The organism is Mangrovimicrobium sediminis (assembly GCF_004745945.1).
GTDB classification, from domain to species: domain Bacteria; phylum Pseudomonadota; class Gammaproteobacteria; order Pseudomonadales; family Halieaceae; genus Mangrovimicrobium; species Mangrovimicrobium sediminis.
In genome coordinates this window covers 495,839-522,582 of the sequence record NZ_SRLE01000006.1, presented here as the reverse complement: position 1 = coordinate 522,582, position 26,744 = coordinate 495,839, and the positions used below count along the sequence as shown (strand labels likewise).

The following is a 26,744-nucleotide window of genomic DNA, read 5'->3' as shown; positions in this document are numbered from 1 at the left end:
GCACAAAAAAGGGGCCGTGCGGCCCCTTTCGGTATCGGCTGTAGCGCGCGACCTCAGTCGAGCTTCGGTCCCGCAGCCACAATCGCGTCGGACACGTCGAACTTCTTGATGTTCTCGCTGAACAGCTGGGCCAGCTTGCGCGCCTGCGTATCGTAGGCCGCGTCGTCGCCCCAGCTGGCGCGCGGGTCCACATACTTGGCATCGACGCCGGGAATGGCCGCCGGGAAGTCCAGGTTGAGCACGTCCAGGTGCTGGGTCGGCGCGCCGAGCAGTGCGCCGCTCTGGCAGGCGTGGACCACCGCGCGGGTCACCGGGATGGGGAAACGCGCACCGGTGCCGCCGGGGGCGCCGGAGCCGCCGGTCCAGCCGGTGTTGACCAGGTAGACCTGGCTGCCGAAGTCGTCGATGCGCTTCATCAGCAGCTCGGCGTAGTCGCTGGCCGGGCGCGGCATGAAGGGCGCGCCGAAGCAGGTGGAGAAGGTCGGGTTGATGCCGGCTTCGGCGCCCACCTCGGTGGAGCCGACGCGGGCGGTGTAGCCGCTCAGGAAGTGGTAGGCGGCGGCCTCCTTGGACAGGATGGATACCGGCGGCAGTACGCCGGAAACGTCGCAGGTGAGGAAGATCACGCAGCGCGGCTCGCCGGCGGCGTTCTTCAGCACGCGCTTCTCCACGTGCTCCAGCGGATAGCAGCAGCGGCCGTTCTCGGTCAGGCTGGTGTCGTCGTAGTCGGCGTGGCGCTCGGCGTCCAGCACCACGTTCTCGATGATCGCGCCGAAGCTGATCGCGTCCCAGATGATCGGTTCGTTCTCCTGGGACAGGTTTATGGTCTTGGCGTAGCAGCCGCCTTCCAGGTTGAATACGGAGCCCTTGGCCCAGCCGTGCTCGTCGTCGCCGATCAGGTACATGGCGGGGTCGGCGGACAGGGTGGTCTTGCCGGTGCCGGACAGGCCGAAGAACAGGGTGGTGTTGCCCTCTTCATCGACGTTGGCGGAGCAGTGCATGGGCATCACGTCCTTTTCCGGCAGCAGGAAGTTCTGCACCGCGAACATGGCCTTTTTCATCTCGCCGGCGTAGCGCATGCCCGCCAGCAGGACCTTGCGCTGGGCAAAATTGACGATGACCACGCCGTCCGAGTTGGTGCCGTCGCGCTCCGGGTCGCAGACGAAGCTGGCCACGTTGAGGATGTTCCACTCCTCCTTGCGCGCCGGGTTGTAGTTGGCCGGGCGGATGAACATGTTGCGGCCGAACAGGTTCTGCCACGCGGTTTCGGTGGCGACTTTAACCGGCAGGTAGTGCTCCGGGTGCTCGCCGACGTGCAGGTGCGAGACAAAGCGGTCGCGCTCCTCGAGGTAGGATTCGACGCGCTCCCACAGGGCGTCGAACTTGTCCTGCTCGAAGGGGCGGTTGACGCTGCCCCAGTCGATGCTGTCCTCGGTGCTGGGCTCGCGCACGGTAAAGCGGTCGGCGGGCGAGCGGCCGGTGCGCTTGCCGGTGGTGACCAGCAGGGCCCCGGTATCGGCCAGGGTGGCTTCGCCGCGCCGCAGGGCTTCCTCTATCAGCTGGGCTGGCGTCAGGTCGGTATATTCCTGCGTGGCTTGTGCGGTAGAAGTCATTGTTGGTCCTGTCTAGCAGCCTGGCCCGCTTGCGCCGGCCGGCGGTGGGGGAATTTTCGGGGCGCTAATTATGTCAGACTGCGGCGAATTTGCGAACTATACCGGGAATAGCCCGGGCGAATCCCTGCCGGCGCCTGGATTCAGTGGACAGTGGCCCCGTCGCCGCGCTCGGGGCCCAGCAGCAGGGTCAGGTCCTCGCGCGAAAAATGATACTGTGCGTTGCAGAATTCGCAGTCCATCTCCACCATCCCGCGCTCCTCGAGAATCTCTTCCAGCTCCCCGGTAGCCAGGGCCGAGAGGGCATTCAGGGAGCGCTCGCGGGAGCAACTGCACTGGAAGGCGACCGGGCGCGGCTCGAACAGGGTCAGCGGGTCGGCGTGGTAGAGCCGGTGGATGACCTCGCGGGATTCCAGCGCCAGCAACTCCGTGGATTCGAGGGTGGCCGCCAGGGTGCAGGCGTGCTCCCAGTGCTGCGCGCGCAATTCCGGGTCCTGCGCCAGCTGGGCGGGCAGTTGCTGCAGCAGCAGGCCGCCGGCGCGCTGTCCGTCGCAGGCCAGCCACAGGCGCGTGCCGAGTTGCTCCGACTGGCGAAAGTAGGCGTCCAGGCTGTGGGCCAGGGAGTCCTCCCCCAGCGGCACCACGCCCTGGTAGCGGCGGCCCTTGAGCGGGTCGACGGTGATCGCCAGTTGGCCGCCGCCGAGCAGCAGGTCGAACTGTTCCGCGGTGGCCTCCTGGGCGCCGCGGGCAATGCCGCGGATCTGCAACTCGCTGTCGCACTCGGCCATGATCAGCGGCACCTGGCCTTCGGAACGGGCCTGCAGGGTCAGTCGGCCCTGGAACTTCAGCGTGGTCGAAAGCAGCACCGCGGCGGCGAGGAACTCGCCCAGCAGCCGCCCGACCCCGGGGGCGTACTGGTGCAGGCCCAGTATCTCGCGCAGCGCGCCCTCCAGTTGCACCGTCTCACCGCGGATGTCGGCGCCCTCGAAGAGGAAACGCTGGCTCTGGTCGGCGCGCTTGTCGCTGTGGTCGTTCATGGCTGGGGGAGTGGGTCCTCGTGTGTCGTTGCCTGCATCCTACCGTGGCGCAGCGGCGCTTGCATCCGCGCCCGCCGGGGGTGTCCGGCCTGCCCGCTTGCTCTATACTGCGCCGAAAAATCCAGGGGAACCGCCATGGCCGGATTTCGTATCACCAGGCCCTACACCATGCCCAAGGAGGAGGTGCGCGCCGCCGCCGAGGGGTTTGCCGAGGATCTCGCCCGGGAATACGGGGTGAAGTCCCGCTGGCAGGGCGACAGTGTGAAGATCTCCGGTGCCGGGGTCGATGGCCAGCTGGCCTTCCACGACGGCCTCATCGATGTCTCCGTGAAGCTCGGGCTGCTCACTTCCATGTTCGAGGGCAAGCTGCGCCGCGAGGTGGAGCGCTACCTGGACGAGCACATCAGCTGAAGCGGCGGCTTGCTCAGTCTTTCACCGGTACAAAAAGCAAAAAGCCGGCGCAGGGCCGGCTTCTCGCGGATGGGGCTGTGCTCAGGCGGACAGTGCCTTGACCTGGGAGCTCAGGCGGCTCTTGTGACGCGCTGCTTTGTTCTTGTGAATAATGCCCTTGTCGGCCATGCGGTCGATCACCGGCTCGGCCGCAGCGTAGGCTGCCTTGGCCTGCTCGGCGTCGCCACTGCCGATGGCGGCAATAACCTGCTTGATACGGGTACGCACCAGCGAACGCAGGCTGGCGTTTTGCGAGCGGCGCTTCTCCGCCTGGCGGGCGCGCTTGCGGGCTTGTGGTGAGTTGGCCACGTCAATTACCTCTGGGGGTCTAAATTCAGGAGGCGGGATTTTCCACATTCCCCCCGGCCTTGTCAACAGGCGCGGGCGCGGTTCAGGGCATCCGGAAATAGTGCCAGAAGCTGGGCAGCCACACGACGAGGAACAGGCTCAGGCATACGAACACCCCGGCGGAGCCCAGGTCCTTGGCCTGGCCGGACAGCGGGTCGTACTCCGGGCCGATGCGATCGACGATGGACTCGATGGCGGTATTGATGACTTCCGCCAGGATCACCAGCCCGCAGGTGATGACCAGCGCCACCTGGTGGGCGAGGCCGTCGCCGACCAGGAACGCCAGGGGCACGAAGCAGATTGCCAGGGAGGCCTCGATGCGAAAGGCCTCCTCGTTCATCCAGGCGGCCTTGAATCCCTTCCAGGAGTAGCGGGTGGCGTCGATGATGCGCGCGACGCCGCGGCGGCCGGGCTTGGACATCAACTCCCCGGTGTCGCGAATTTCTCGTTGGTGACGGTTCATGCCTGCGGCTGGCTCCTCGGCCCGGCCCCGCCGTGGGGCGCACTGCACACGCGGGCCGAGTCTAGCGGCTGAATATGACACCGCGATTGCAGTTACCCTGCGATCTCTGGCTGCCGCAAAGCGCGGCGTCACAATCCCGGGGTAGAATAAGAAGGCTGAGCGAAGGAGCGGATACCATGCTGATTACCGATAAAGTCGTTATCTGGCGCGATGCCGAAGGCGACTACCACCTCGAGTGGGACCAGAGCCACCCGGAGACCCGGGTCGATATCCAGGCGCTGGCCGATGCCGAGGCCGGCATGGACCGCGACGCGGCGGCTTACCGGGCGCGTATCTCCGGCCTGCCCGCCGGCAGCCGGCACTTTTTCCGCCTGTGCGACGAGCACGGCAACGAGATCCTCGCCAGCGAGCGGCGCCTGGGCCTGCACGGCACGCCCAACTTCCGTGATTTCGGCGGCTATCGCACGGCGGACGGCCGCGAGGTGAAATGGGGCTACCTGTTCCGCTCCGGCCAGCTGGCCCATCTCAACGACGCTGACCTGGCGCTGCTGGAGCAACTCGGCCTGGAGATGGTCTGCGATTTCCGCCAGTCCATGGAGAAGCAGACCCACCCCTCGCGCCTGCCGGACGCGCGGGCCCCGCGCATCCTCGACCTGCCCATCGTGCCCGGCAACAGCAGCAGCCTGTTCGCCGAGGCCGAGCAGGAGCGGGCGGCGCCGCGCGATATCAGCCCGGAGGAGATGTTCGAGTTCATGCGCCACATCAACCGGGACTTCGTCGAGGGCCAGCGCGAGGCCTTCGCCCGCATGTTCAGCGAAATCCTCGCCCTGGACGAGGGGCGTTTCCTCATCCACTGCTCCGCCGGCAAGGACCGCACGGGCTTCGCCGCGGCGCTGATCCTCTCCGCACTCGGCGTGCCCTGGCAACGCGTGCTCGAGGACTACCTGCTCACCGCGCGCTACTTCGACCCCGAGGTCGAGTTGCGCCGCATCCGCCGCAAGTACCAGCTGGACCACCTGCCCGCAGAGGCGATCATGCCGATTCTCGAGGTGCACGAGGCCTACCTGGCAGCGGCGCTGGCGAGCATCGAATCGAATTACGGGAGTGTTGAAAATTACCTGGCCGAGGGCCTGGGGGTCGGGCCCGCCGAGGTGGCGGAACTCAGGGCGCGCTACCTGTAAGCGGTAGCTGGTCGGGAAAGGGGCAAGTCGGGGGGAGAGACGCCGACCGCGACAGGAGCCGCGGCCGGGGTCGGGAAAACGCCGGGATCAGTCAGCCTTACAGGCTTTCTTGGCAGCCTTGATCTGCTTTTTCTCGCAGACTTCGCTGGTGGTGTCGCCGACACACCACTTCTTGCGGTTGTCCCATACGGTCAGGTTGCGGTCTTCACCATCGGAGCACTTGACGATGTAGGTAGCGTAGGGAACGCCCTCGGCGGTCTCGTGGTTGGCGTCGAACACGATGCTGCGCGGCTTGGCGGCGAAGGTGCTGGCGGAGGCCACGGCCAGGGCGGCGATTGCGGCGACTTTGATCAGTTTCATTGGGTAAACCTCTGTATTCACTCGTATGGACTCTGGAAATTCAGTCTTTTGTGGACTGTCTGGTACCGATTATACCCCTGTCACCACCGCTTTAACGTTACCGTTTTTTAACTATCTGGGAATTTATGTAACAAAATTCACAGTTGCAGCCCTTTGCGCTGCAAAAAAGTCGGATTGGGGGTGATTCCGGACGCCAGGTGCTGGCAAAACCGGCGGCCGGGGCGGTTTGCCGCGGCCACCGGGGGAAGGTCGATCAGGCCTTGCAGGCTTTCTGGGCGGCCTTGATCTGCTTTTTCTCGCACAGCTCGGCGCTGTTGTCGCCGACGCACCACTTGCTGCGGCTGTAGCTGGTCAGCGTGTTCTCGGTGCCATCTGAGCACTTCACCGTGTAGGTGGCGTAGGACGAGCCATCCGCCGCCTCGTGGCTGGCGCTGAACTCGATGCTGCGCGGCTTGGCGGCGAAGCTGCTGACGGAAACCGCGGCCAGGGCCGCGAAAGTTACGATCTTGATTGCCTTCATGACATACACCTCTGGCTCACGTTGCGATTCACGATGATTGTGGGTTGCCAGTCCGGGGACTGAGTGAGGCCAGTATAGGGTGGGTCAACAGGCTTAAACGTTACTTTCCTGTAACGTGGTGGGAATGTGAGTAACGGTTCACAAAATGCGCCGGCGCGGTGTGAAACAGCGCCCATTCTGCCGGCGCGTGGCCGGTTTGTGGCTCGCCTCTATTTGCTTGCGGCTCGCGCCTATTTGCATGCGGCTCGCGCCTAGAGCGCGAGCCAGATCAGGATCCAGCCGAAAACCGCCACCAGCAGGGCGTCGCCGGCCTTGTCCAGGCGCGCCAGGCCATACAGGTAGGACAGCGGCGGCAGGAAGACCGAGCACAGGCCCCAGGCGTAGTCCTCTTTCCAGGAGGCAATCAGGAGCAGGATCCAGCTGATCGCCAGGGTGGCGACGCCAAAGGTGAGAAGGGTGGCTGAAGTGGCTTCCATTAGTCCTCCGAAGACTACCGTGTACAAACGCGCGGGCAGATTAGCAGAAAGCGGCGGGCAAGTCAGCGCCCCCGGCACCGCGGGCGGGTCCGGCTGATGACTCCCCAGCTGAATTTGGGTAAGGTTGCCGCTCCCGACCCCCGAGGACGCCCGCTTGACCGACCCGTTTGCAGACATCCGGCCTTATCGCGACGATGAGGTGGACGCGGTTTTGTCGCGCCTGGTCGCGGACAGGGAGCTGCTCGACGCGCTGGCGAAGCTGCGCCTGGGCTGGTTGATGCGCCTGTCCGCCCCCCTGGCGCGATCGCTGGTGCGTGCGGTGCTGCGCCGGGAGTTGCGCGGCGTGCACGATGTGCACGCCCTGCAGATGGTGATCAAGACCTATATGGATGGCATGATCGAGCGCAGCTGTGCCGGCCTCAGCGTCTCCGGCCTGGACCAGCTCGACAAGGGCCGTGCCTACCTGTTTATCAGCAACCACCGCGACATCGCGATGGACCCGGCGTTCACCAATTACGCCCTGCACGCCGCCGGCCACCAGACCGTGCGTATCGCCATCGGCGACAACCTGCTGACCAAGCCCTGGGTGTCGGACCTGATGCGCCTGAACAAGAGCTTTATCGTGCGCCGCTCGGTGACCAGCGGGCGCGAGCTGCTGGCCGCCTCGCGCCACCTCTCCGCCTATATCCGTCACTCACTGCTGGAGGAGAACGCCCCGGTGTGGATCGCCCAGCGCGAGGGGCGCGCCAAGAGCGGGGTGGATCGCACCGAACCGGCGGTGGTCAAGATGCTGGCCATGAGTCGCGACAAGGAAACCCAGAGCTTCGGCGAGCACATTGCCAGCCTCGGCATCGTGCCGGTGTCCATCTCCTACGAGCTCGACCCCTGCGATGGGCTCAAGGCCAACGAGTTACACGCCCGCTCCAGCACCGGGCGCTACGAGAAAGGCGAGCAGGAAGACGTCGCCTCGATCGGCCTGGGCATCTCCGGCGAGAAGGGCCGCGTACACATCTCCTTCGGCACGCCGCTGGGCGACGAGTTCGAGAACGCCGACCAGGTCGCCGAGGCGATAGACCGCCAGGTGATCCGCGACTACTGCCTGCACCCCACCAATCTCTACGCCTACGACCGCCTCTACGGCGAGCACGCGCCGCGCCCCCGCCAGCTGTATATGGAGGACGGCGAGATCTCCCGCAACCAGTTTGACGCACGCATCGACGCCATGCCCCAGGCGCACCGCCCCCACGCCCTGGCGATCTACGCCAACGCGGTGCTGAGCAAGATGGACCTGCTCTCCGACCGACCTTGCTGACCGACGCCCTCAAGGACGGGATTCGCGGCGCCTACAGCGCGCTGATGGAGAGCAAGCAGCTGACCCCGCGCTGGGGCCAGCGGCAGATGATCGCCGAGATCGCCAACACCCTGGCACGCATTCCCGGCCCCGGCCAGGTAGGCGGGACCGAGCCGGCGGTGTGCGTGATCGAGGCGGGCACCGGCACCGGCAAGACCATCGCCTACGCCGTGGCCGCCATCCCCATGGCCCAGGCCCTGGGCAAGCGCCTGGTGGTGGCCACCGCCACCGTGGCCCTGCAGGAGCAGTTCGTCGGCCGCGACCTGCCGGACATCCGTAAGCACACCGGACTCGACTTCGACTTCGCCCTGGCCAAGGGCCGGCGCCGCTATGTGTGCCTGTCGAAGCTGGACCGCTTGGTGATGCCCGAATCCGGCGAGAATGGCATCCTGCCGCTGTACCCGGACGAGGTGAACGCGGCGACGCCGGAGGATGCCGCACCGGTGTACAACGCCATGCTCGAGGCGCTCGGCCGCGGCCAGTGGGACGGCGACCGCGACAACTGGCCGGACAGCCTGGTCGAGGCGGTGTGGTTCCCGCTGACCACCGACCACGCCCAGTGCTCCGGGCGGCGCTGCCCGAACATCGGCCAGTGCAGTTTCTTCCGCGCCCGGGAAACCCTGCAGGGTGCGGATATCGTGGTCACCAACCACGACCTGGTGCTGTCCGACCTCGCCCTCGGCGGCGGCGCCATCCTGCCGCCGCCGGAAGACAGCATCTATATCTTCGACGAGGGCCACCACCTGCCGGACAAGGCTTTGTCGCACTTCTCCAGTTTCTGCCGCCTGCACTCCACCGTGGCCTGGCTGGAGGATGCGCGCAAGGCGATCGGCGCCGCCGGCGCCTTCCTCGGCACCCTGGACCTGCCCGCCAGCCTGCTCACCGGCCTGCCGGACGAGATGGAGGCCACTGCCGCTGAACTGGGGCAGGCCGAGCAGGTGGTCGGCCGCCTGTTCGAGGGGGTGGATATCGAGGGCGACGACCCGCAGCTGCGCTTTGCCCACGGCGTGGTGCCGCCGGAACTGGTGACCGTCGCCGCCGGCCTGGCGGCGCGCTTCTCGCGCCTGGGCGGTTCGCTGGCGCGCATGGAGGCGCGGCTGGAAGACATGCTCGAGGACGATTTCAGCGGCAGCGACAAGGAGGCGGTGGAGACCTGGCACATCAACCTCGGCGGCATGCTGGCGCGGGCGGAATCCGCCCTCGCCCTGTGGGAAAGCTATGCCGCAGCGGGCGAGGAGCGCACCCCGGACAACATCCCGATGGCGCGCTGGATCACCATGCTCACCGCCGGCGGCCAGTTCGGCTTCGACCTGCGCAGCAGCCCGATCCTGGCCCGCGACATCCTGCAGGAAAACCTCTGGTCGCGGGCCGCCGGCGTGGTGGTCACCTCCGCGACGCTCACTGCGCTCAACTCCTTCGAGCGCTTCAAGCTGCACGCCGGCTCCCCGGAGGGCGGCAACTACAAGCAGGTGGCCAGCCCCTTCGATTACGCCAACGCGGTGTTCGCGGTGCCGAAGATGGACTGCGACCCGGGCGATGCCCGCGCCCACACCCAGGCCATCGTCGACCTGCTGCCGGGGCTGCTGGACCCGGCCGAGGGCAGCCTGGTGTTGTTCTCCTCGCGGCGGCAGATGCTTGAGGTGTTCGACGGCGTCGGCGACGCTTTCGCTGGCGGAGTGCTCATGCAGGGCGACTACAGCAAGCAGGAGATCCTGCGTCGCCACCGCGAGCGCATCGACGCCGGCGAGGGCAGCGTGATCTTCGGCCTGGCGAGTTTTGCCGAGGGCGTGGACCTGCCCGGCGACTACTGCCGCCACGTGGTCATCGCCAAGATTCCTTTCGCCGTGCCGGATAGCCCGCTGGAAGCCGCGCTCAGCGAGTGGGTGGAGGCCAGCGGGCGCAACCCGTTCATGGAGATCAGCGTGCCCGACGCGGCGCTGCGCCTGGTGCAGGCGGCCGGCCGCCTGTTGCGCAGCGAGGGCGATACCGGCCGCGTGACCTTGCTGGACCGGCGCATCCTCACGCGGCGCTACGGCCGCGCCATTCTCGATTCCCTGCCGCCGTTCCGCCGCGAACTGGGCTGAGGGGCAGCGCTACCCTTGCATTGTGCGGGAACGGCGTTTGGCCTCATCCCGCTCCGGACCTGCGGTGGTGATTAGCGTTTCGGTGTCCCGGACGCCTCGTGATGAACTTCCACCGTGGCGTGCACGATGTTCAGGCCCTGGGGAATCCTCGCCTTGTAGTCCGCCGGTGAGGCGGGATCGCGGCTGACGATGCTGAGTTCCGCCGCGTGGATGCCGTGGCCGATGCTCCAGCAGTGCAGGTCGGCGACCCGATCTTCCGAGTCCTTCTCGATAGCTGCGCGCAGTCGCTCCTCGATCTCCGGGCCGCGCTGGCGATCCAGCAGCACCGCGGAGCAGTCGCGGATCAGCGCGTAGGACCAGCGCGCGACCAGGACAGCGCCGACAATCCCCATCACCGGGTCCAGCCAGTTGGCACCCAGGTACTTGCCCGCCAGCAGGGCGGCGATGGCCAGCGCCGAGGTCAGTGCGTCGGCGAGGACGTGCAGGTAGGCGGCGCGTAGGTTGTGGTCGTGATGGTGGTGCTCACCGTGAGTGTGGTCGTGGTGTTCGTGAAGCTCCTCGTGCTCGTGCTCGTGCTCGTGATCGTGGTCTTGCTCGTGGTGAAGGTCGTGGCCATGTCCGTGGTGACCGTGACCGTGACCGTGACCGTGACCGTGACCGTGACCGTGACCGTGGTGGTCGTGCCCGTGCGGCGAGCCGACCAGGATCCAGGCACAGGCCGCGTTGACCACCAGTCCCAGCGCCGCCACCACCAGGGCATGGTCGAAGGCGATCTGCCGCGGGTGGAGCAGGCGCTCGATGCTTTCGCTCAGCATCAACAGGGAGAACCCCATCAACAGCACCGCACTGGTATAGCCCGCCAGGGAGTTGATCTTGCCCACGCCGAAGCTGAAGCGCCGGTCGCCGGCCAGGCGCCGGGAAAAGTAGTAAGCCAGCACGGCGATGCCGAGGGCGGCGGTGTGCGAGGCCATGTGCAGGCCGTCGGCGAGCAGGGCCATGGAACCGTAGGCGATACCAGTGACGATCTCCACCACCATCATGGCGGCGGTGATCACGACCACGATCAGCGTGCGCTGCTCGCCCTCGCGTTTCTGGTCCTGCTCGAAAATATGGCTGTGCTGCCATTGTTCGACACCGGCGTCGTGCATGTGTGGTTCCTGCCTGGATTGAAAAGGATAAATGATGCGGCAAGTCGCGCCCGAGTTACAGCGCGACGTCGCTATACCCACGTGCGCCGCAAACCTGTGTATGCTGTACCGCGCCGGACACTGGGTGCCGGCAAGTTCCGTGAGGGAGATACGTTTGATTTCACGCTTGCCCCGGTGGATCGAATACGGCGCATCGATACTCGCGCTGGTGGCCGGCTGCATCAATGCGATCGGCCTGCTCGGCTTCGAGCATCAGTCTGTCTCACACCTCTCCGGCACGGCGACCCTGCTGGGTGCGCACCTGGTGGGCCAGTCCCTGGGCAGTAGCTGGCACCTGGCGGGTATCCTCTTCGCCTTTTTCCTCGGCGCGGCGCTCTCCGGTTACCTGCTCCACGGCAGTACCCTGAAGCTTGGCCGGCACTACGATACCGCGCTGCTCGCGGAGGCCGTGCTGATTTTTGTCGCCTACACCACGCTGTCGCGGGGCGACTACGTCGGGCACTACGCCGCCTCGGCGGCCTGCGGTATCCAGAACGCGCTGGCTACTACCTACAGCGGGGCGATCATCCGTACCACCCACCTCACCGGAATCTTTACTGACCTCGGCATCATGCTCGGCGCGGTGCTGCGCCGCGACGCGTTCGACCGGCGCAAGGCCGTCCTCTACCTCCTCATCATCTCCGGGTTTATCGGCGGCGGTGCCCTCGGTGCCTGGCTGTTCAGCGAACTGCGCTTCGAGGCGCTGCTGTTTCCCGGTACGGTTTGCCTGTTGCTGGCCGGCGGCTACCGCATCTACCGCCGCCGAGCGGGTTAGGGACGGCTGGCTGGTTCGAGGAAGTGCTGCGCCTCCACCAGCGCGCGCAGGCAGAAGGCGGTGCTCACCGCCGCGCTCTGGTGAATCAGCGACTTTTCCACGCGGCGTGCGGGGCGGCCGATATCCATGCGAATCCAGGGCGAGGGATTGAAGCCGCCGTGCTGGGCCTGGAAATCCAGCAGGCGACGCACGGCGCGCTCGACGATGGACTTGTCCGCAAGCTGCAACAGGACCAGGGCCTGGATAGCCGCGGCGGTTTCCAGCGGGGTGCTCTGCCACAGGCCGAAGCCGCCGTCCTCGCGTACTGCCGCAGTGAGAAAGGCCAGTGCGCGCGAACGCGGCTGCCGGTGGGCGTCCAGTGTGCACAGCAGCTGTAGGCAGAGCAGGGTGCCGCAGATGTCGCCGAAGTACCAGGTCGCGGTGAAGGCGCCATCCGGCCGTTGCTGTCGCGCGACGAAGTCCGCGCCGCGGGTGATGGCGTCCGCGTAGTGGCCGGGGTCGGCCAGTTGCAGTCCGAGGTAGAAGCGCGCCACCACCTCGACATCGACACCGCGGCCGAAGTGCTTGCTGATGCCATAGCGCATGCGCTTGAGCGCGGAGCGCGCGTCGTCGGGGGCCAGCAGCCAGGTGCCGATCGCGCCCTCCGCGCTGGCGCTGTCCAGCGCCAGCCTGGCCGGTGCGTAGGTGAGTGGCAGGTAGTTCGGCGCCGCCAGCGAGAACAGGCACAGGGCGGCGGCCAGGCTGTCCAGGTCGGGCGGCAGTTCCGGCAGGGTCGGGAAGTAGCTCCAGCCGCCGCCGCGATCAGCGAGGCGGGCCCTGGCCACATGCTTTGCCTCGGCCGGCACCACGTTGCTGCGCAGGCGCTGTAGCGCCGGGATGTTCCTACCCGCCGGGGCATCCGCCGCGTGCAGGATTTCCAGTGCAATGACTGCGCGGGCTAAGACATCGCTGGCGTGTTCCTCGCCGTCGCCGCCGAAACCGAAGCGGCGCGGGAAGCGCATGCGGTGTTCAGTGGTGGGCCAACCCCTGCCGGCTTCGACCAGCAGCCAGTTGGCGGCGTCCTGTGCCGCCTGCCGCAGTTCCCCCGCGCTCACTGGAACCGCTGGTGGAGGCGGGGTGTCGGGCATTCCCGGTTCAGGCGGCGATGGTGAGGGCGTTGGTCAGCGCGTGCTGCCTGGCGCCGGTCTTGACGGTCCTGCAGGGGTTGCGAATTTCATCGAGCTTGGCCATCTGTTGCTTTTCTCCTTGACACTGAGGCGATCGGGACAAACTCGCGCGGGTAATCACTGGTCTGGACGCTTTGGCGTCCACTCGGCTTTGCATTTTTACCGATAGTCGGTAAACAGCAAGGAGTCCATGCTGCTCGTGTATTTTCTATTGGTGCCGTTTTATCGGTGCCTGGCGCTCACGGAGCCTGGAGTTCATGCGGTAGCCATGGCGGTTTTGTCGATATGTCTGCTTCCCCGGATGCAATGTGCCGCTCTGAGACTGTGTGAAAACGCCCGAGAGCGTCGAGGCTTTTCTGCATGAACGCATTAGAAGTTTTAGTCGCTGGACCGGCGAGTAGCAAGGCGAGGTCCGACAATATTTGCGGGCACAGGGCGCCGGCGGCAACGCGCAGATTTGTTCCCAGTTCCGTGGCTGCCACGTGGCGGTAGGACAGGGCGAGGGGCGGGAAGTCGACGCAGATGCCGGTCGTGCGTACGGCGCTGAAGCCTGGCTACAGGAAGCCGCTGATGCGTTTGCGTGCCGTTGCGCCGCAGCGAGCGATGAACATGCCTCACCAGTGTCGAGCGTAGACAAGTCTATCGGGCCCGGCGTTTGCGCAACACTGTAGCCGACATCTATGTGGCGCGGGTTGGAGGCTGCTCGTTGAAGGTGTGTATAGTGAGGCACTTGTTTTGCCGTTACAGCCGACCCGTTTATGCAAATTCTCACCGTCAGCGAAACCCCGGGGCTGATCCGAATCAACCCGGCGCTCGAGTCACGCCGTTTGAAACATGGTCCAGGGTTCGCTTCGCGACAGCTGGTCTCTGTTTTCGTGGGCAGGCACGTGGTCAGGCGGCTGGTGATTGTGTCGAGCGAGTCATGCTGAAAAAATGGTTTCTGTCAGTTTTCGTTATCCTGGCGATACTCGCGATTGGATTGTCAGCGCTCCTGGCATGGCCATTGCCCGAGGTGCCAAACCTCGCCAGGCAGGGCGATTTCCTGATCCGTAATGTTGCCGTGGTGGATGTCCAGTCAGGCGTGGTTCACAGGCGCCGGGATGTCATCGTTGTTGACGGGAAAATTATCTCGGATAATCCAGCCGGCACCTCTCGGGTCGATGCTTCGCTCGTCGTGATCGACGGCAGCGGCAAGTACCTGATCCCGGGCTTGTGGGATATGCACACCCACTCGCTGAAAGTTTCCCCGCAATACATGCACCCGCTGTTCATTGCCAACGGCGTGACCGGGGTGCGCGACATGTCAGGTTGTATGTCGGAGCCCGACAGCTTCTTTGCCTGCATCGACGACCGCGAATACTGGAACGAGTCGATCGGGAAAGAGCGGCGCGTCTCACCGCGCTACGTCCTGCAAAGTAGTTTCCAGATTAATGGGGGCAATGAGGTGCCCGCGGGATACCCGGCCTTCTTCAAGCTTGCCAGCGCAGAGGATGCCAGCCAACTCGCAGCGTTTTACCAGCGAATCGGTGCCGACTTCCTGAAAATCTACACAGAGCTTTCTCCGCAGGCATACCAGGCGCTGGCCGGCGCGGCACACGAGGCGGGTCTCGCCATGGCGGGCCACCGCCCGCTGCGCGTATCCTTGGAGGATGCGTTGTCCGCGGGGCAACGCAGTATCGAACACCCGCGGTTGTTCCTGCTGGAATGCTTTCGCGACGCGGACGCGTTTCGCGCCCTGGAGGACCCCCTGGCCGCGTACGACGCCGGTCTTCGCTGGCAACTGGTGGATGGGCAGGATCCGCAGCGTTGCCAGGCTTTGATGCAGGCCATGGCGGAGGCAGGTACGTGGTGGGTGCCCACCATGCAGGTACTGCGCATGGGTGCAATGGCCGGGAACCGGGAGTTCCGCGAGGACCAGCGCCTGAAGTACATTCCCGCCTTCTTCAGCAAGCTGGTGTGGGAGCCGGATGCCGAGCGCGCGGCGCGGCAGCCGGCGGATGCCGCAGGGCGTGAGTTGTACCCCGCGCTTTACCAGATGGCGCAGGAGCACGTCCGACAGGCGTACGAGTCGGGGGTGAAGGTGCTGGTCGGCACGGATTCCGGCGACACATACGTGTTCCCTGGGTTTGGCGTGCATGACGAGTTGGTCGAACTGGTCAGGGCAGGGATGCCGCCTGCCGCGGCATTGCGCGGCGCGACCCTCGATGCCGCCCTGTTTGCCGGCCTGGAGAACGAGTTCGGCTCGATCACCGTGGGCAAGGCCGGCGACATGCTGCTGCTAGACGCCAATCCGCTGGAGGACATCGCGCAGACACAGGCGATTTCAGGGGTGTTTTACAGCGGGCAGTATTTCGACCGGTCCGCACTGGATGAACTGCTGCGATTTGCCGAGGAACAGGCGGGCAGCTACCGGCTGGGGCTTCGGCTTGCCTGGGACGGACTGAACAGTCCGCTGTTGAGGGTGCAGCTCGCGGACTGATTTCGTGCCAGGCATCCCCGGGCACCATAGGAGACATGTTGGCGGGTTGTGGTGCTAGCGTCGAAACGGAGCGTTCCGTTATGACAATGGCGCGGGAAGCGGCGAGGCAGGATGCAGGAACCATGCAAAGTGTGGAGCGGGTGATGGGAATCGAACCCACGTTAGAAGCTTGGGAAGCTCCTGTTCTACCATTGAACTACACCCGCACGGTTGGCGAAGATTACTGGCAATCCCACAGGCGGTCAAAGGCGGCGCGGCGATTTTTTCAGTAAAATGGCGGTTTTTGCCAAGCGGGAACCCCATCCATGCGCAGCCAGGTCGCCGAATTGCTGTTCGACATCGAAGCCGCCCTGCGGCAACTCGAGATGTGGGACGAGACCCCGCCGCCGGCCGAGGCGCTGGCCTCCACCCAACCCTTTTGCCTCGATACCCTGAGCTTCGCCCAGTGGCTGCAGTTCGTATTCATACCGCGCATGAAGGAGTTGCTTGAAGCGGGGCTGCCACTGCCTACCAGCTGCGCCATCGCGCCCATGGCCGATGAGGCGTTTCGCGGTATGCAGTTGCCGCTGGGAGACCTGCTCGACGCGTTGGAGTCGATGGACCGAGTGCTGACCCAGGGCGGTGAGTAGCCTCACGGGGCCAGCGTCCAGACTCTGACCCCTTCTCCTCGCGAAGGCCCGGTCCGTTGAGACGTAGCGAACTGCACATATAAGGACGCAGCCCAGTCTTGCAACCCTCCCGGCCTGCGCTACGCTTATCCCGACCCTCCAAAAAGGATTTGGGATGATGCGCTTACATAATAAGTTGCTTGCTGCGGTCTCTCTTGGCTTCCTCGCCACCTCGACACTCCAGGCCACCGAGTTCCTGCCGGAAAAAGACAAGCTGGTGTTCAACCAGCAGGGCATTGTCGAGGGCATAGGCCAGAGCGATTTCTCCCCTTACGCCGGACGCGATTTCCCCACCCAGGTGTTCTGGGGTGACACCCACCTGCACACCGCAGTGTCGGTGGATGCCGGCACCATGAACACGGTGGGCCAGGAGGACGCCCTGCGCTTCGCGCGCGGCGAGGAGATCACCACCACCCACGGGCTGCGCGCGCGGCTCGGCCGGCCGCTGGATTTCGTGGTCGTCGCGGACCACGCCGAGATGTACGGGCTGATGCCGCAACTGCTATCCGGCGATCCGAAGATTCTCGCCACCGAGAAGGGCAAGCGCTGGTACGAGGCGCTGACCACCGGCGATGCGGACCAGAAGTTTGCCACCGCAATGGAGATTGTCGACAGCCTGTCGAAGAAGGACCCACCCATCGACAGCCCCGAGGCCACCCGCTCGGCATGGGATGCCTACACCCGGCTCGCGGACCAGTACAACGATCCCGGCCGCTTCACCGCGCTGATCGGCTACGAGTGGACGGCGATCGGCGGCTACAACCTGCACCGCAACGTGATCTTCCGCGGCGACGGCGCCGAGGCACGCAAGACCCTGCCTTTCTCCCAGTTCGACAGCCAGAACCCGGAGGACCTGTGGCGTGCACTGGATACGTTCTCCCGCGAAACCGGCGCGCAGGTACTCGCTATTCCGCACAACGGCAACCTGAGCAATGGTCGCCTGTTCAGCGTGCAGAACTTTGACGGCACGCCCTTGAGCAAGGACCTCGCGGCGATGCGGGCGCGCACGGAGCCACTGATGGAGGTCACCCAGATCAAGGGCGATGGAGAAGCCCACCCGTTCCTGTCGCCCGACGACGAGTTCGCGGATTTCGAGACCTGGGATGCCGCCAACCTCAACGGTACGGAGCTCAAGGAAAAGTCCATGCTGCAGTATGAGTACGCCCGGGAGGCCCTGAAGAACGGCCTGAAGCTGGAGCGCTCGCTGGGCGTGAATCCCTTCCGCTTCGGCATGATCGGCAGTACGGACTCGCACACCTCCATGGCCACGGCGGAGGAGGAGAACTTCTTCGGCAAACACTCCGGCGTCGAGCCCGAGCCAGGCCGCTGGAAGCATGTCGCGATCGAGGCGCAGCTGGACCCCAAGCTCAGCATCCTCGGCTGGCAGCAGGCCGCGGCGGGTTACGCTGGCGTGTGGGCCACGGAGAATACCCGCGAGGCGATCTTCGATGCCATGCGTCGCAAGGAAGTCTATGCCACCACCGGCTCGCGTATGACAGTGCGCTTCTTCGGCGGCTGGTCCTTCGAGGAGGGTGACTTCCACAACCGCACGCCGGCCTACACGGGTTACGCCAAGGGCGTGCCCATGGGGGGTGATCTGGGAGAGCCCGCCGCGAAGCAGCCCTCGTTCATGGTGGCCGCGATGAAAGACCCCTACAGCGGTAACCTCGATCGCATCCAGGTGGTCAAGGGCTGGCTGGACAAGGCTGGCAAAACCCACGAGAAAGTGTATGACGTTGCCTGGTCTGACGGCCGCAAGCCGGGCCGGGACGGCAAGCTGCCGGCGGTGGGCAACACCGTGGATGTCGCCAGCGCCACCTGGGAAAACAGCATCGGCGCCGCGGAGCTCATGGCGATCTGGAAGGACCCGGACTTCGACCGCACGGAGCCGGCCTTTTACTACGCCCGAGTCATCGAGATCCCGACGCCGCGCTGGACCGCCTACGAGGCCAAGCGCTTCGGCGTGAAAATGGACGCCGAGGTGCCGATGACCATCCAGGAGCGCGCGTACACCTCGCCCATCTGGTACAACCCCTGAGAGCGATCATCAGGCCCAGATGCTGTAGCTGTGCCTGGACGAGCTTGAGAGTGCAAACTGGCAGGTTGGCCCGGCTACCGACAGGACTGTCGCCCGAGTAGCTTGTGTCCCGAGCCAAAGGACACCCGGGGCCATCGGGCTCAATACGGCGGTGCACTTGTCTGCTGTACGTTCACCTCCATCGACACCAGCGGCACCGGGTCCCCGAACTGGGTAAAGATGGCCACATCGGCCGCATCACGCCCATAGGCGACGGCTACACGACCGCCATTCAAATTCTTCTGCGTTGGATCGAATGTGTACCAGCGCCCACCGACGAACGCCTCGAACCAGGCGTGCAGGTCCATCGGCGTGAGAGGCTCGAGGTACCCGACGACCATGCGCGCTGGAATCGAGAGCGCGCGGGTCAGTGCGATCGACAAATGGCTGAGATCACGGCAAACCGCATCTGCACAACCATTCACTTCGCGGGCACTGCGTAACAGCGTTCCACTTCCCGGTGTATAGCGAATGGTACGGGCCACATATTCGACAATCGCGTTAACCTGGTCCCAGCCCGGCAGGCAGCCCTCTGTCAGCTCGAAGGCCATTTGGTAGAAGCAATCGGACTCGCAGTAGCGGGAGGGCAGGAGAAAGGGCAGGACGTCCTCGGGCAGTGACTGTACCTCTACAAACGGTGCGCCGGGCGCCGCATCCACATAGGGCGGGCACTCGACGTCTGCACTGGCGAGAATCGAAAACGGGCCCGCCGGTGCGACCAGTCGCTGGCACAGGTTGCCGAAAGCATCGGTGAACTCCACCACGGGCACGCTGGGAGCCAGCGCGTAGTGCTCCCGGCCGACCCACTGCTGCCAACCGCTGCGCGGGCGCAGCATCAGAATGAAAGGCGTATCTACCTTGGCATCGAATTGAAGTCGCGTGGAAGCTCGCAACCACATTGCACATCTCCCTTAAGCTGTCGCGAAGGCGAAGCTGGTCCGTCGCCCATAGATCGTAGCGCTCACATGAGGCATTTGATGTTTAATTTGCTCATGGTTTGTTGCGAAGCGGTGACATAAATCTCAGCGAAGCTCGCCAGGTTCTGGAAAGCTCATAACCTCAAGCGTATTTCGACCCGAAACTGCCTAGTGTCAGTTATGCCTGTGCTTGCTGGCCCGCGGGTGTAGTCCGGCGGTTTCCGGAGATTGTTCGGGAAATGGCATCTCCGTACTCAAGCTGCAACAGCAGTTGAAGTCGATTCAAAAATGCCCCTCGACAGAACGTTACCAAAGAACCAGCGAGAGTCCAGCGAACTCTCTCCGGGTTGCACTGGACTTCCTTACATTCTGCCCGTAGATTCGCGTGTTATCTACGCACGAACAAGAATTCTGGAAGCGATCTTGAGCATCAACCGTATTTTGAAAAGTACCTTCCTCGCTCTGACGGTGGGTCTCGCCCAGCCGGCATTGGCTCGAGACGATATCTCCGCACAACTGGATGCCATCTTCGAGGCCATTCCACCCGGCGCCCCTGGCTGTAATGTCGGGGTTGTCGAGCGAGGCGTTCTGATCCACAAAAGGGGCTATGGACTCGCCAATCTCGAATTGGACGTTCCCCTTAGCGGGGACGAAGTGCACCGGATGGCGTCGGTCTCGAAGCAGTTCACCGCGATGGCTGTACTGCTGCTGGTGCAGGACGGCAAAATCGACCTCGATGCGGATATCCATCGTTACCTTCCAGAGTTGCCCGACTATGGTGCCAGGGTGACCGTCAACGCGATGCTGGGGCATTTCTCCGGGATGGGTGACTACGACCTGATAGGGAGTTCCTACGAGGGGCCGCGCTCGAGAAAGGCAGTGGACCTGAGCTCGGCGGCGGGCGGCGAATTCAGGCTTGGCAACGAAGACTACCTCACGATTTCCGAGTTCTACGATGTCGTCAAGACGGTGCCGTTGGCGCTAACTCCTGAGCGCAAGTTCCGCTACAGCAACCTCGCGTACTTCCTGCTTTCCATGCTGGTGGAGGAGGTCTCCGGCGAAAGTTTACGCGCGTTTGCCGAGCGCCGGATCTTCAAGCCACTGGGGATGAACTCGACCTTTTTTGCCGATCAGCCGACGGAAATCGTCAAGCACAGGGCCTACGGATACAAGCGCAACCGCGATGGAGTCTTCGTCAATGACATGACCAACCTGTTCTGGGTGGGTGACGGTGGCCTGCATACCAACCTCGAGGACATGCTCAAGTGGGACCGGAATTTCTATCAGCCGCAGGTGGGGCCAAAACCGGCTGAACTGATCGCCATGATGAACCGGCCCAATAGCGACCACCGCACGCGAAAATGGCGCTATGCCAACGGCCAGTTTGTCGGTGAGAGCCGCGGCCTGCTGGCTTACACCCACGACGGCGGATGGTTGGGTACGTCTACCTTTTATCGCCGGTATCCGGCGGTGGAAACGTCACTGATCGTACTGTGTAACGACGCGGGTGCTGATGGCAGGCTGATCGCGCGGGCGCTCGATGTCGTGATGCAGGACGCGCACTGAGTACGACTGCGTACAGTTCGGGTTCATTCCTGGCGTAAAAAAGCCCGCGATTTGCGGGCTTTTTTCTTCGGCGAGCAATGCGCGGTTACACGCGCTCGATCACCGTGGTAATGCCCTGGCCCATGCCGATACACATGGTGGACACGCCCCAGGTCAGGTCGCGGTCTTCCATCACGTTGAGCAGGGAGCCGGTGATGCGCACGCCGGAGCAGCCGAAGGGGTGGCCCAGGGCGATGGCGCCGCCGTGGACGTTCACCTTCTCGTCCATCTTGTCCAGCAGGTCCAGGTCCTTGAGCACGGTCAGCGCCTGGGCGGCGAAGGCCTCGTTGAGCTCGACCATCTCGATGTCGCCCATGGTCAGGCCCAGCTTCTTCAGCGCCTTCTTGGTGGACGGCACCGGCCCGTAGCCCATGATCGAGGGGTCGACGCCGGCTACCGCCATGGCGCGCACCGCGGCGATGGGCTTCAGGCCCAGGTCCTGGGCCTTCTGCGCGGACATGACCAGCATCGCCGAGGCGCCGTCGGACACCTGCGAGGACTGCCCCGCGGTGACGGTGCCGCCCTGCGGGTTGAACGCCGGCGGCAGCGCGGCCAGGCCTTCCAAGGTAGTCTCCGGGCGGATGGTTTCGTCGGCGGTGATCGAGGCCAGCGCACCGGCGGCGTCGTGTCCGTCGACGGGGATGATCTCGCGGTCGAACTTGCCCTCCTGGGTGGCCTTCCAGGCCAGTTGGTGGGAGCGCAGGCCGAACTCGTCCTGCGCCTCGCGGGTGATGCCGTGGAGGATGGCCAGGTACTCGGCGGTCATGCCCATCAGGCCGGCGGCCTTGGCCACGGAGCGGCCCATGCGCGGGTTGGGGTCGATGTTGGCGGTGTCCATCATCGGCAGGTGGCCCAGGTGCTCCACGCCGCCCACCAGGTAGACGTCGCCCATGCCGGCCATGATGCTGGCGGCGCCGGTGTGCAGCGCGCTCATGGAGGAGCCGCACAGGCGGTTCACGGTCTGTGCCGCGATGGTGTGCGGCAACTCGGCGCACAGCACGATCATGCGCGCCAGGTTCATGCCCTGTTCGCCGCGCTGGATCACGCTGCCCCAGATCAGGTCGTCGATGTCGGCCGGGTCCAGCGCCGCGTTACGCGCCAGCATGCCCTTGATCACCTCGGCGGAGAGGTCGTCCGCGCGCACGTTGCGGAAGCAACCGTTCTTGGAACGCCCCATGGCGGAACGGGCGTAGTCTACGATCACTGCGTCATTCGGATTTAAACTCACAGTCTTTCTCCTGTCTTCTCAGCCCGTTCTCAGTAGTAGGTCTCGCCGTTGGCGAGCATCTTGCGCATGGTCTCGGTCAGCTCGTAGGCCTTGCCGAGGTGGGCGTATTTCTCCGAGGCTTCGGCGATGGCCGCCATGCCGACGGTATCCATCCAGCGGAAGATGCCGCCGCGGAAGGGCGGGAAGCCGACACCGTAGAGCATGGCCAGGTCCGCCTCGGCGGCGGTCTCGACGATGCCCTCTTCCAGGCAGCGCGCCAGCTCGATGGCCATGGGCAGCATCATGCGGTCGATGATTTCCTGCTTGTCGAACTCGCGGCGCTCGCCGGCACTGTCGCCGAACAGGCCGTAGACCTCCTCGTTGAGGGTCTTCTGCGGCTTGCCTTTCTTGTCCGGCACGTACTCGTAGTAGCCCTTGCCGTTCTTCTGGCCGTAGCGCTTGTTCTCGAACATCACTTCGGTGGCGCTCTTGAAGCCGGGCTGCATGCGGTCCGGGAAACCGGCGGCCATCACCTCGGCGGCGTGCACGCCGGTGTCGATGCCCACCACGTCGAGCAGGTAGGCCGGGCCCATCGGCCAGCCCCAGCGCTCCATGACCTTGTCCACGGCGGTGAAGTCGGCGCCGTCGCGCAGCAGCATGTTGAAGCCGCCGAAGTAGGGGAACAGCACGCGGTTGACCAGGAATCCGGGGCAGTCCTTCACCACTACCGCCTTCTTGCCCATGGTGTTGGCGTAGGCCACGGTGCGCGCGACGGCGGCGTCCGAGGTCTTCTCGCCGCGGATCACTTCCACCAGCGGCATGGCGTGGACCGGGTTGAAGAAGTGCATGCCGCAGAAGTTCTCCGGGCGCTGCAGGTTCTCGGCCAGGCGGGTGATGGAGATGGTGGAGGTGTTGGAGGCGAGGATGGTGTCCTCGGTGATCTCTTTCTCCACCTCTGCCAGCACGATGCCCTTGACCTTCTCGTTCTCGACCACGGCCTCGACCACGATGTCCACCGCGTCAAAACCGGTGTAGGACAGGGTGGGGTCGATGCTGTTGAGCACGTCGCCCATCTTCTCCGGCGTCATGCGGCCGCGGGCCACGCGCTTGGACAGCAGCTTGTTGGCCTCGGACAGGCCGAGGTCCAGGCCTTCCTGGGCGATGTCTTTCATCTTGATCGGCACGCCCTTGTAGGCGCTCTGGTAGGCGATGCCGCCGCCCATGATGCCGGCGCCGAGCACCGCAGCCTGCTCGACTTTCTTGTCGGCTTTCTTCTCCCAGCCCTTGGCCTTCTTGCCCAGCAGCTGGTCGGCGAGGAACACGCCTACCAGGGCGGTGGCCACCGGGGTGGTGGCGAGGTCGGCGAAGCCGTCGGCTTCCACGTCCAGCGCCTCTTCCAGGCTCATGTTGCGGGCCGCCTCGATAACGTCGATCACCTTCATCGGGGCGGGGTAGTTCTTGCCCGCCTGCTGGCCGACCATGGCCTTGATGGTGAAGAAGGTCATCATCGCCTCGGTGTCGTTCAGCGGCAGCGGGCCGTGCTTGCGTGCGCGGCGCCCTTCGTAGTCCAGGCCGCCATCGATGGCGTGCTGCAGGGTGGCGAGGGTGATGTCGCGCAGGTCCTCGGGGGAGGCGACCGCGTCCACCGCGCCGGCCTTGAGTGCGGCGTCCGGGCGCTGGTCGGCGCCGGTGGCGATCCAGGTAACCGCTTCGTCCACGCCGATCAGGCGCGGCAGGCGGGTAGTGCCGCCCCAGCCCGGCAGGATGCCCAGCTTGGTTTCCGGCAGGCCGATGCGCGCCGCGGTGCTCATCACGCGGAAGTCGCAGGCCAGGCAGATCTCCAGGCCGCCGCCGACGGCGATGCCGTTGATCGCCACCGCCGAGGGGTAGGGCAGGGCGGCGATGCGGTTGAAGTTATCGTTCTGCGGTTTGGTGAAGGGCTTGATCTCGCCCTTGGAAGCCTTGAACAGCGGCGTGAATTCGGTGATGTCGGCGCCGACGAAGAACACCGACTTGCCCGAGGTGACCAGCAGGCCCTTGATGCCGCTTTCCGCCTCGAGGGCGTCGAGCCCCGCGGTGAGGCTGGAGACCACGGCCTGGTTGAACTTGTTGACGGAATCGCCCTGCAGGTCGAAATTCAGCTCCGCGATGTCGCCGTCGAGGCGTCGGATCGTGAGCTGCTCGCTCTGGTAGATCATGTCGCTGTCCTGTATCGGTTGAAGGTGAGCAGCCCCGCCCGGCGTGCGAGCGCGGTGGGACCGTTCAGGTTGGGCCCCCGGGGCGGGATGGAGCGAATCATTGTAGACGCGGACCGCAGGGGGCGAAATAAGTTTACACTGATTACATTGTGCTGGCGAGTACCCGCGGCGGGCGGGTATGTCCCGCCAGTGCGAGGGGATTTTGCTGCGCTGCCCCCCGGCAAAGCCAGGGGCGCGGCGGCTCAGGTATCGAACAGGATGCGCTGCAGCTTGGCGCGGTCCTTGTGCTCGAAGGTGCGGCCGTAGATCTCCAGCATGGTGAGTTCGTTGTAGGAAAGCTCGTCGCCGGTCACCGTCATCACCATCTCGAAGGAGGTGGTGCGGGCCTTTTCCAGCAGGAACGGCGATTGCGCGATGCCGAAGGTCTCGCTGCCTTTCTCTGCGCGCACCTCGAAGATAGTCGACTCGCCATCCTGGCGCAGCCCGCCGCCGGCCAGCAGGCTCATTGCCCGCGGGATGCTCAGCGAGTGGGTGAGCATTCCGGTCTTCGGCTCCCAGGTCCAGTGGCCGACCTGGTCGTGGAAGATCCTGCCATTGGCGCGCTTGCGCACCACCTGGTGATAGCGCACGGTGACCAGGTCCTGTTCCTTGGCGTTGTCCGCCGGGCCGGAGGGGGTGAAGATGATCTGGTCGTAGTAGGCTTCGGCGTCCTCGCCCACCGGTTCCGGGGCGATATCCAGGCCGCGGTCACCCCACCAGGTGCCCAGCAGTTGCGCGAGCGGGCCGTAGTCCACGCCGTCGATGACAGTGTTCATGGGTTACTCCGTAGAAAGCGGGTGCCGGGTTGACGCCCGCTTCAGAGTTTAGTGGACCACGCGCTCGGAGGGGAGGGGGTCGGCGGCCTCGGCGCCGGAATCGGGTTGGGTTCCGTCGCGTTCCTGTACGTAGTTGCGCAGCCGGGTGACCACGCTGGTCATGACATCGATGGTCTGGCTGATCTGGTCCAGGGCCATGAGGATGGTCTCGGTCTCGCTTGGCTTGTTGTTGTCAGACATCCGGATTCCCTCGAAAGTGACTTTATCTGGGCGCGCGGGCGCGCCTGTTGTAACGCCTTACCGATGTGTGATCGCCGTCAGTCCCAGTTCAGGGCGCCGCCGGTCTGGTACTCGATGACCCGCGTCTCGAAGAAGTTCTTCTCCTTGCGCAGGTCCATGATCTCGCTCATCCACGGGAACGGGTTCTGCGCCCCCTTGAACTGCTCCGGCAGCCCCAGCTGCGACAGCCGGCGGTTGGCGATGAAGTGCAGGTACTCCTCCATGATCGCCGCGTTCATGCCCAGCACGCCGCGCGGCATGGTGTCGCGGGCGTACTCGATCTCCAACTGGGTGCCCTCGAGGATCATCTGGATGACTTCCTTCTGGAAGTCCTCGCTCCACAGCTGCGGGTTTTCCAGCTTGATCTGGTTGATCACGTCGATGCCGAAGTTCAGGTGCATGGACTCGTCGCGCAGGATGTACTGGAACTGCTCGGCGACGCCGGTCATCTTGTTGCGTCGGCCCATGGAGAGAATCTGGGTGAAGCCGCAGTAGAAGAAGATGCCTTCGGTCACCGCGTAGAAACCGATCAGGTTGCGCAGCAGCTCGCGGTCGGTTTCCAGAGTGCCGGTCTTGAAGGTGGGGTCGGACAGGCTGTGGGTATGGCTCAGGCTCCAGGCGGCTTTCTTCGCCACCGAGGGCACCTCGCGGTACATGTTGAACACCTCGCCCTCGTCCATGCCCAGCGACTCGATGCAGTACTGGTAGGCGTGGGTGTGGATCGCCTCCTCGAAGGCCTGACGCAGCAGGTACTGGCGGCACTCAGGGTTGGTGATCAGGCGGTAGATGGCCAGCACCAGGTTGTTGGCCACCAGCGAATCCGCGGTGGAGAAGTAACCCAGGGAGCGCATGACGATGCGCCGCTCGTCGGCGGTCAGGCCGTCGGCGCTCTTCCAGGTGGCGACGTCCGCGGTCATGTTGATTTCCTGCGGCATCCAGTGGTTGGCGCAGCCGTCCAGGTATTTCTGCCAGGCCCAGTCGTACTTGAAGGGCACCAGCTGGTTGAGGTCGGCGCGGCAGTTGATCATCGCCTTTTCATCCACGGAGACCCGCGACGCGCCCATCTCCAGCTCTTCCAGGCCGGGGGCGACGTCCATGTTGTGGACTGCCTCGGCGGCGCGCTGCAGCAGGGCATCGCCCACCACCGCGACGCTGGGCGCTTCGGTCGGGGTTGCGCTCGGCTCAGCGGCGGGGTTCGCGGCAGCTGCGCTGGCTGCGATTGGCGCGCTGGCCGGTGCGGGTGCTGCGGCGGCTGCCGGTGCCGGGGACGATACTGGTGTCGGTGCAGGGCCCGGGGCAGGGGTGGCCGCGGGCTGCGCTGCAGCCGGTTGCGGCGCGACAGGAGCCACCGTTTCCGCCAGTTCGGCGGGGGCCGGCGGCGGTGGCGCGGCCTGCGCAGCGCTGTTGGTGTCTTCCTTGTGGTAGTCGTCCCAGCTCAACATCGGTGATTTTCCCCTGGCGTCGTTGCTCTTGTGCGTCTGTGTTGGTGTG

At 65.0% G+C, this 26,744-nt stretch carries 24 protein-coding genes and 1 tRNA gene; 9 read left to right on the top strand and 16 right to left on the bottom strand.

The genetic code is table 11. The annotated features are described in order from the left end of the window. Window positions 1-53: 53 nt before the first annotated feature. Together E4634_RS09145 and hslO are read right to left on the bottom strand one after the other, a co-directional pair. Window positions 54-1,613 carry a phosphoenolpyruvate carboxykinase gene (locus E4634_RS09145; protein ID WP_135443056.1) on the bottom strand — a complete coding sequence of 520 codons (1,560 nt, stop codon included), beginning with the start codon at window positions 1,611-1,613 and terminating at the stop codon, window positions 54-56. Between the two features lie 140 nt (window positions 1,614-1,753). Continuing rightward, window positions 1,754-2,647, bottom strand: a complete 894-nt coding sequence (gene hslO, locus E4634_RS09140) for an Hsp33 family molecular chaperone HslO (RefSeq protein ID WP_135443054.1) — start codon at window positions 2,645-2,647, stop codon at window positions 1,754-1,756. 135 nt (window positions 2,648-2,782) lie between these two features. Between hslO and E4634_RS09135 the strand changes: the two genes are divergently transcribed. After that, window positions 2,783-3,058, top strand: a complete 276-nt coding sequence (locus E4634_RS09135; protein ID WP_135443052.1) for a polyhydroxyalkanoic acid system family protein — start codon at window positions 2,783-2,785, stop codon at window positions 3,056-3,058. 81 nt (window positions 3,059-3,139) lie between these two features. On the opposite strand, the gene rpsT is transcribed toward E4634_RS09135, so the two are convergent. Together rpsT and E4634_RS09125 are read right to left on the bottom strand one after the other, a co-directional pair. Further along, window positions 3,140-3,406: a 30S ribosomal protein S20 gene (gene rpsT / locus E4634_RS09130; RefSeq protein WP_135443050.1), complete on the bottom strand. Its 267-nt coding sequence runs from the start codon at window positions 3,404-3,406 to the stop codon at window positions 3,140-3,142. Between the two features lie 82 nt (window positions 3,407-3,488). Beyond that, window positions 3,489-3,908: a diacylglycerol kinase gene (locus E4634_RS09125; RefSeq protein WP_240725129.1), complete on the bottom strand. Its 420-nt coding sequence runs from the start codon at window positions 3,906-3,908 to the stop codon at window positions 3,489-3,491. Between the two features lie 176 nt (window positions 3,909-4,084). On the opposite strand from E4634_RS09125, the gene E4634_RS09120 reads away from it, so the two are divergent. Next, window positions 4,085-5,089 (top strand): tyrosine-protein phosphatase, encoded by a 1,005-nt coding sequence (locus tag E4634_RS09120; RefSeq protein ID WP_135443048.1) that lies wholly within the window; start codon window positions 4,085-4,087, stop codon window positions 5,087-5,089. A gap of 87 nt (window positions 5,090-5,176) precedes the next feature. On the opposite strand, the gene E4634_RS09115 is transcribed toward E4634_RS09120, so the two are convergent. The 3 genes from E4634_RS09115 to E4634_RS09105 all read right to left on the bottom strand — a co-directional run bounded on the left by E4634_RS09115 (window position 5,177) and on the right by E4634_RS09105 (window position 6,445). Further along, window positions 5,177-5,449, bottom strand: coding sequence for a hypothetical protein (locus E4634_RS09115; RefSeq protein WP_135443046.1), 273 nt, complete (start codon window positions 5,447-5,449; stop codon window positions 5,177-5,179). Window positions 5,450-5,702: 253 nt separating this feature from the next. Then, entirely contained in the window at window positions 5,703-5,969 is a 267-nt protein-coding gene (locus E4634_RS09110) for a hypothetical protein (RefSeq protein ID WP_135443044.1), read from the bottom strand. A 251-nt stretch (window positions 5,970-6,220) separates the two neighbouring features. Further along, a complete protein-coding gene (locus E4634_RS09105; RefSeq protein ID WP_135443042.1) occupies window positions 6,221-6,445 on the bottom strand; it encodes a hypothetical protein in 225 nt (74 codons plus the stop codon). 154 nt (window positions 6,446-6,599) lie between these two features. Between E4634_RS09105 and E4634_RS09100 the strand changes: the two genes are divergently transcribed. Then, entirely contained in the window at window positions 6,600-7,757 is a 1,158-nt protein-coding gene (locus E4634_RS09100; protein WP_135443040.1) for a 1-acyl-sn-glycerol-3-phosphate acyltransferase, read from the top strand. After that, window positions 7,751-9,880, top strand: coding sequence for an ATP-dependent DNA helicase DinG (dinG, locus tag E4634_RS09095; protein ID WP_135443038.1), 2,130 nt, complete (start codon window positions 7,751-7,753; stop codon window positions 9,878-9,880). Before E4634_RS09100 ends, dinG begins: the two co-directional genes overlap by 7 nt. Before the next feature lie 71 nt (window positions 9,881-9,951). On the opposite strand, the gene E4634_RS09090 is transcribed toward dinG, so the two are convergent. Next, entirely contained in the window at window positions 9,952-11,028 is a 1,077-nt protein-coding gene (locus tag E4634_RS09090) for a cation diffusion facilitator family transporter (protein WP_135443036.1), read from the bottom strand. 154 nt (window positions 11,029-11,182) lie between these two features. On the opposite strand from E4634_RS09090, the gene E4634_RS09085 reads away from it, so the two are divergent. Then, window positions 11,183-11,842: a YoaK family protein gene (locus tag E4634_RS09085; RefSeq protein WP_135443034.1), complete on the top strand. Its 660-nt coding sequence runs from the start codon at window positions 11,183-11,185 to the stop codon at window positions 11,840-11,842. Here E4634_RS09085 and E4634_RS09080 read toward each other — a convergent pair. Beyond that, entirely contained in the window at window positions 11,839-12,936 is a 1,098-nt protein-coding gene (locus tag E4634_RS09080) for a prenyltransferase/squalene oxidase repeat-containing protein (protein WP_167854834.1), read from the bottom strand. The two genes, E4634_RS09085 and E4634_RS09080, sit on opposite strands and share 4 nt — an antisense overlap. A gap of 994 nt (window positions 12,937-13,930) precedes the next feature. Between E4634_RS09080 and E4634_RS09075 the strand changes: the two genes are divergently transcribed. Beyond that, the gene (locus tag E4634_RS09075) at window positions 13,931-15,487 is read left to right on the top strand and encodes an amidohydrolase family protein (protein WP_135443031.1); all 1,557 of its coding nucleotides are present in this window, start codon (window positions 13,931-13,933) and stop codon (window positions 15,485-15,487) included. Window positions 15,488-15,619: 132 nt separating this feature from the next. On the opposite strand, the gene E4634_RS09070 is transcribed toward E4634_RS09075, so the two are convergent. Beyond that, window positions 15,620-15,693, bottom strand: a tRNA-Gly gene (locus E4634_RS09070). Window positions 15,694-15,792: 99 nt separating this feature from the next. Between E4634_RS09070 and E4634_RS09065 the strand changes: the two genes are divergently transcribed. Then, window positions 15,793-16,116: a YqcC family protein gene (locus tag E4634_RS09065; protein ID WP_135443029.1), complete on the top strand. Its 324-nt coding sequence runs from the start codon at window positions 15,793-15,795 to the stop codon at window positions 16,114-16,116. Between the two features lie 157 nt (window positions 16,117-16,273). Continuing rightward, on the top strand, window positions 16,274-18,193 hold the full coding sequence (locus E4634_RS09060) for a DUF3604 domain-containing protein (RefSeq protein WP_135443027.1): 1,920 nt from the start codon (window positions 16,274-16,276) through the stop codon (window positions 18,191-18,193). A 140-nt stretch (window positions 18,194-18,333) separates the two neighbouring features. On the opposite strand, the gene E4634_RS09055 is transcribed toward E4634_RS09060, so the two are convergent. Continuing rightward, entirely contained in the window at window positions 18,334-19,131 is a 798-nt protein-coding gene (locus tag E4634_RS09055) for a transglutaminase domain-containing protein (protein WP_135443025.1), read from the bottom strand. 441 nt (window positions 19,132-19,572) lie between these two features. Between E4634_RS09055 and E4634_RS09050 the strand changes: the two genes are divergently transcribed. After that, window positions 19,573-20,715 (top strand): serine hydrolase domain-containing protein, encoded by a 1,143-nt coding sequence (locus E4634_RS09050; RefSeq protein ID WP_240725128.1) that lies wholly within the window; start codon window positions 19,573-19,575, stop codon window positions 20,713-20,715. Window positions 20,716-20,800: 85 nt separating this feature from the next. Here E4634_RS09050 and fadA read toward each other — a convergent pair whose 3' ends face one another. From fadA to E4634_RS09025, 5 genes are all read right to left on the bottom strand, one after another. Beyond that, complete coding sequence (fadA, locus tag E4634_RS09045) at window positions 20,801-21,982, bottom strand: acetyl-CoA C-acyltransferase FadA (RefSeq protein ID WP_135443021.1); 1,182 nt, start codon at window positions 21,980-21,982, stop codon at window positions 20,801-20,803. 29 nt (window positions 21,983-22,011) lie between these two features. Next, the gene (gene fadB, locus E4634_RS09040; protein WP_135443019.1) at window positions 22,012-24,159 is read right to left on the bottom strand and encodes a fatty acid oxidation complex subunit alpha FadB; all 2,148 of its coding nucleotides are present in this window, start codon (window positions 24,157-24,159) and stop codon (window positions 22,012-22,014) included. Between the two features lie 242 nt (window positions 24,160-24,401). After that, window positions 24,402-24,974, bottom strand: a complete 573-nt coding sequence (locus tag E4634_RS09035; protein WP_135443017.1) for a heme-binding beta-barrel domain-containing protein — start codon at window positions 24,972-24,974, stop codon at window positions 24,402-24,404. Between the two features lie 48 nt (window positions 24,975-25,022). Further along, a complete protein-coding gene (locus E4634_RS09030; protein WP_135443015.1) occupies window positions 25,023-25,214 on the bottom strand; it encodes a hypothetical protein in 192 nt (63 codons plus the stop codon). Between the two features lie 77 nt (window positions 25,215-25,291). Beyond that, window positions 25,292-26,695, bottom strand: a complete 1,404-nt coding sequence (locus E4634_RS09025) for a ribonucleotide-diphosphate reductase subunit beta (protein WP_135443013.1) — start codon at window positions 26,693-26,695, stop codon at window positions 25,292-25,294. Window positions 26,696-26,744 lie beyond the last annotated feature (49 nt).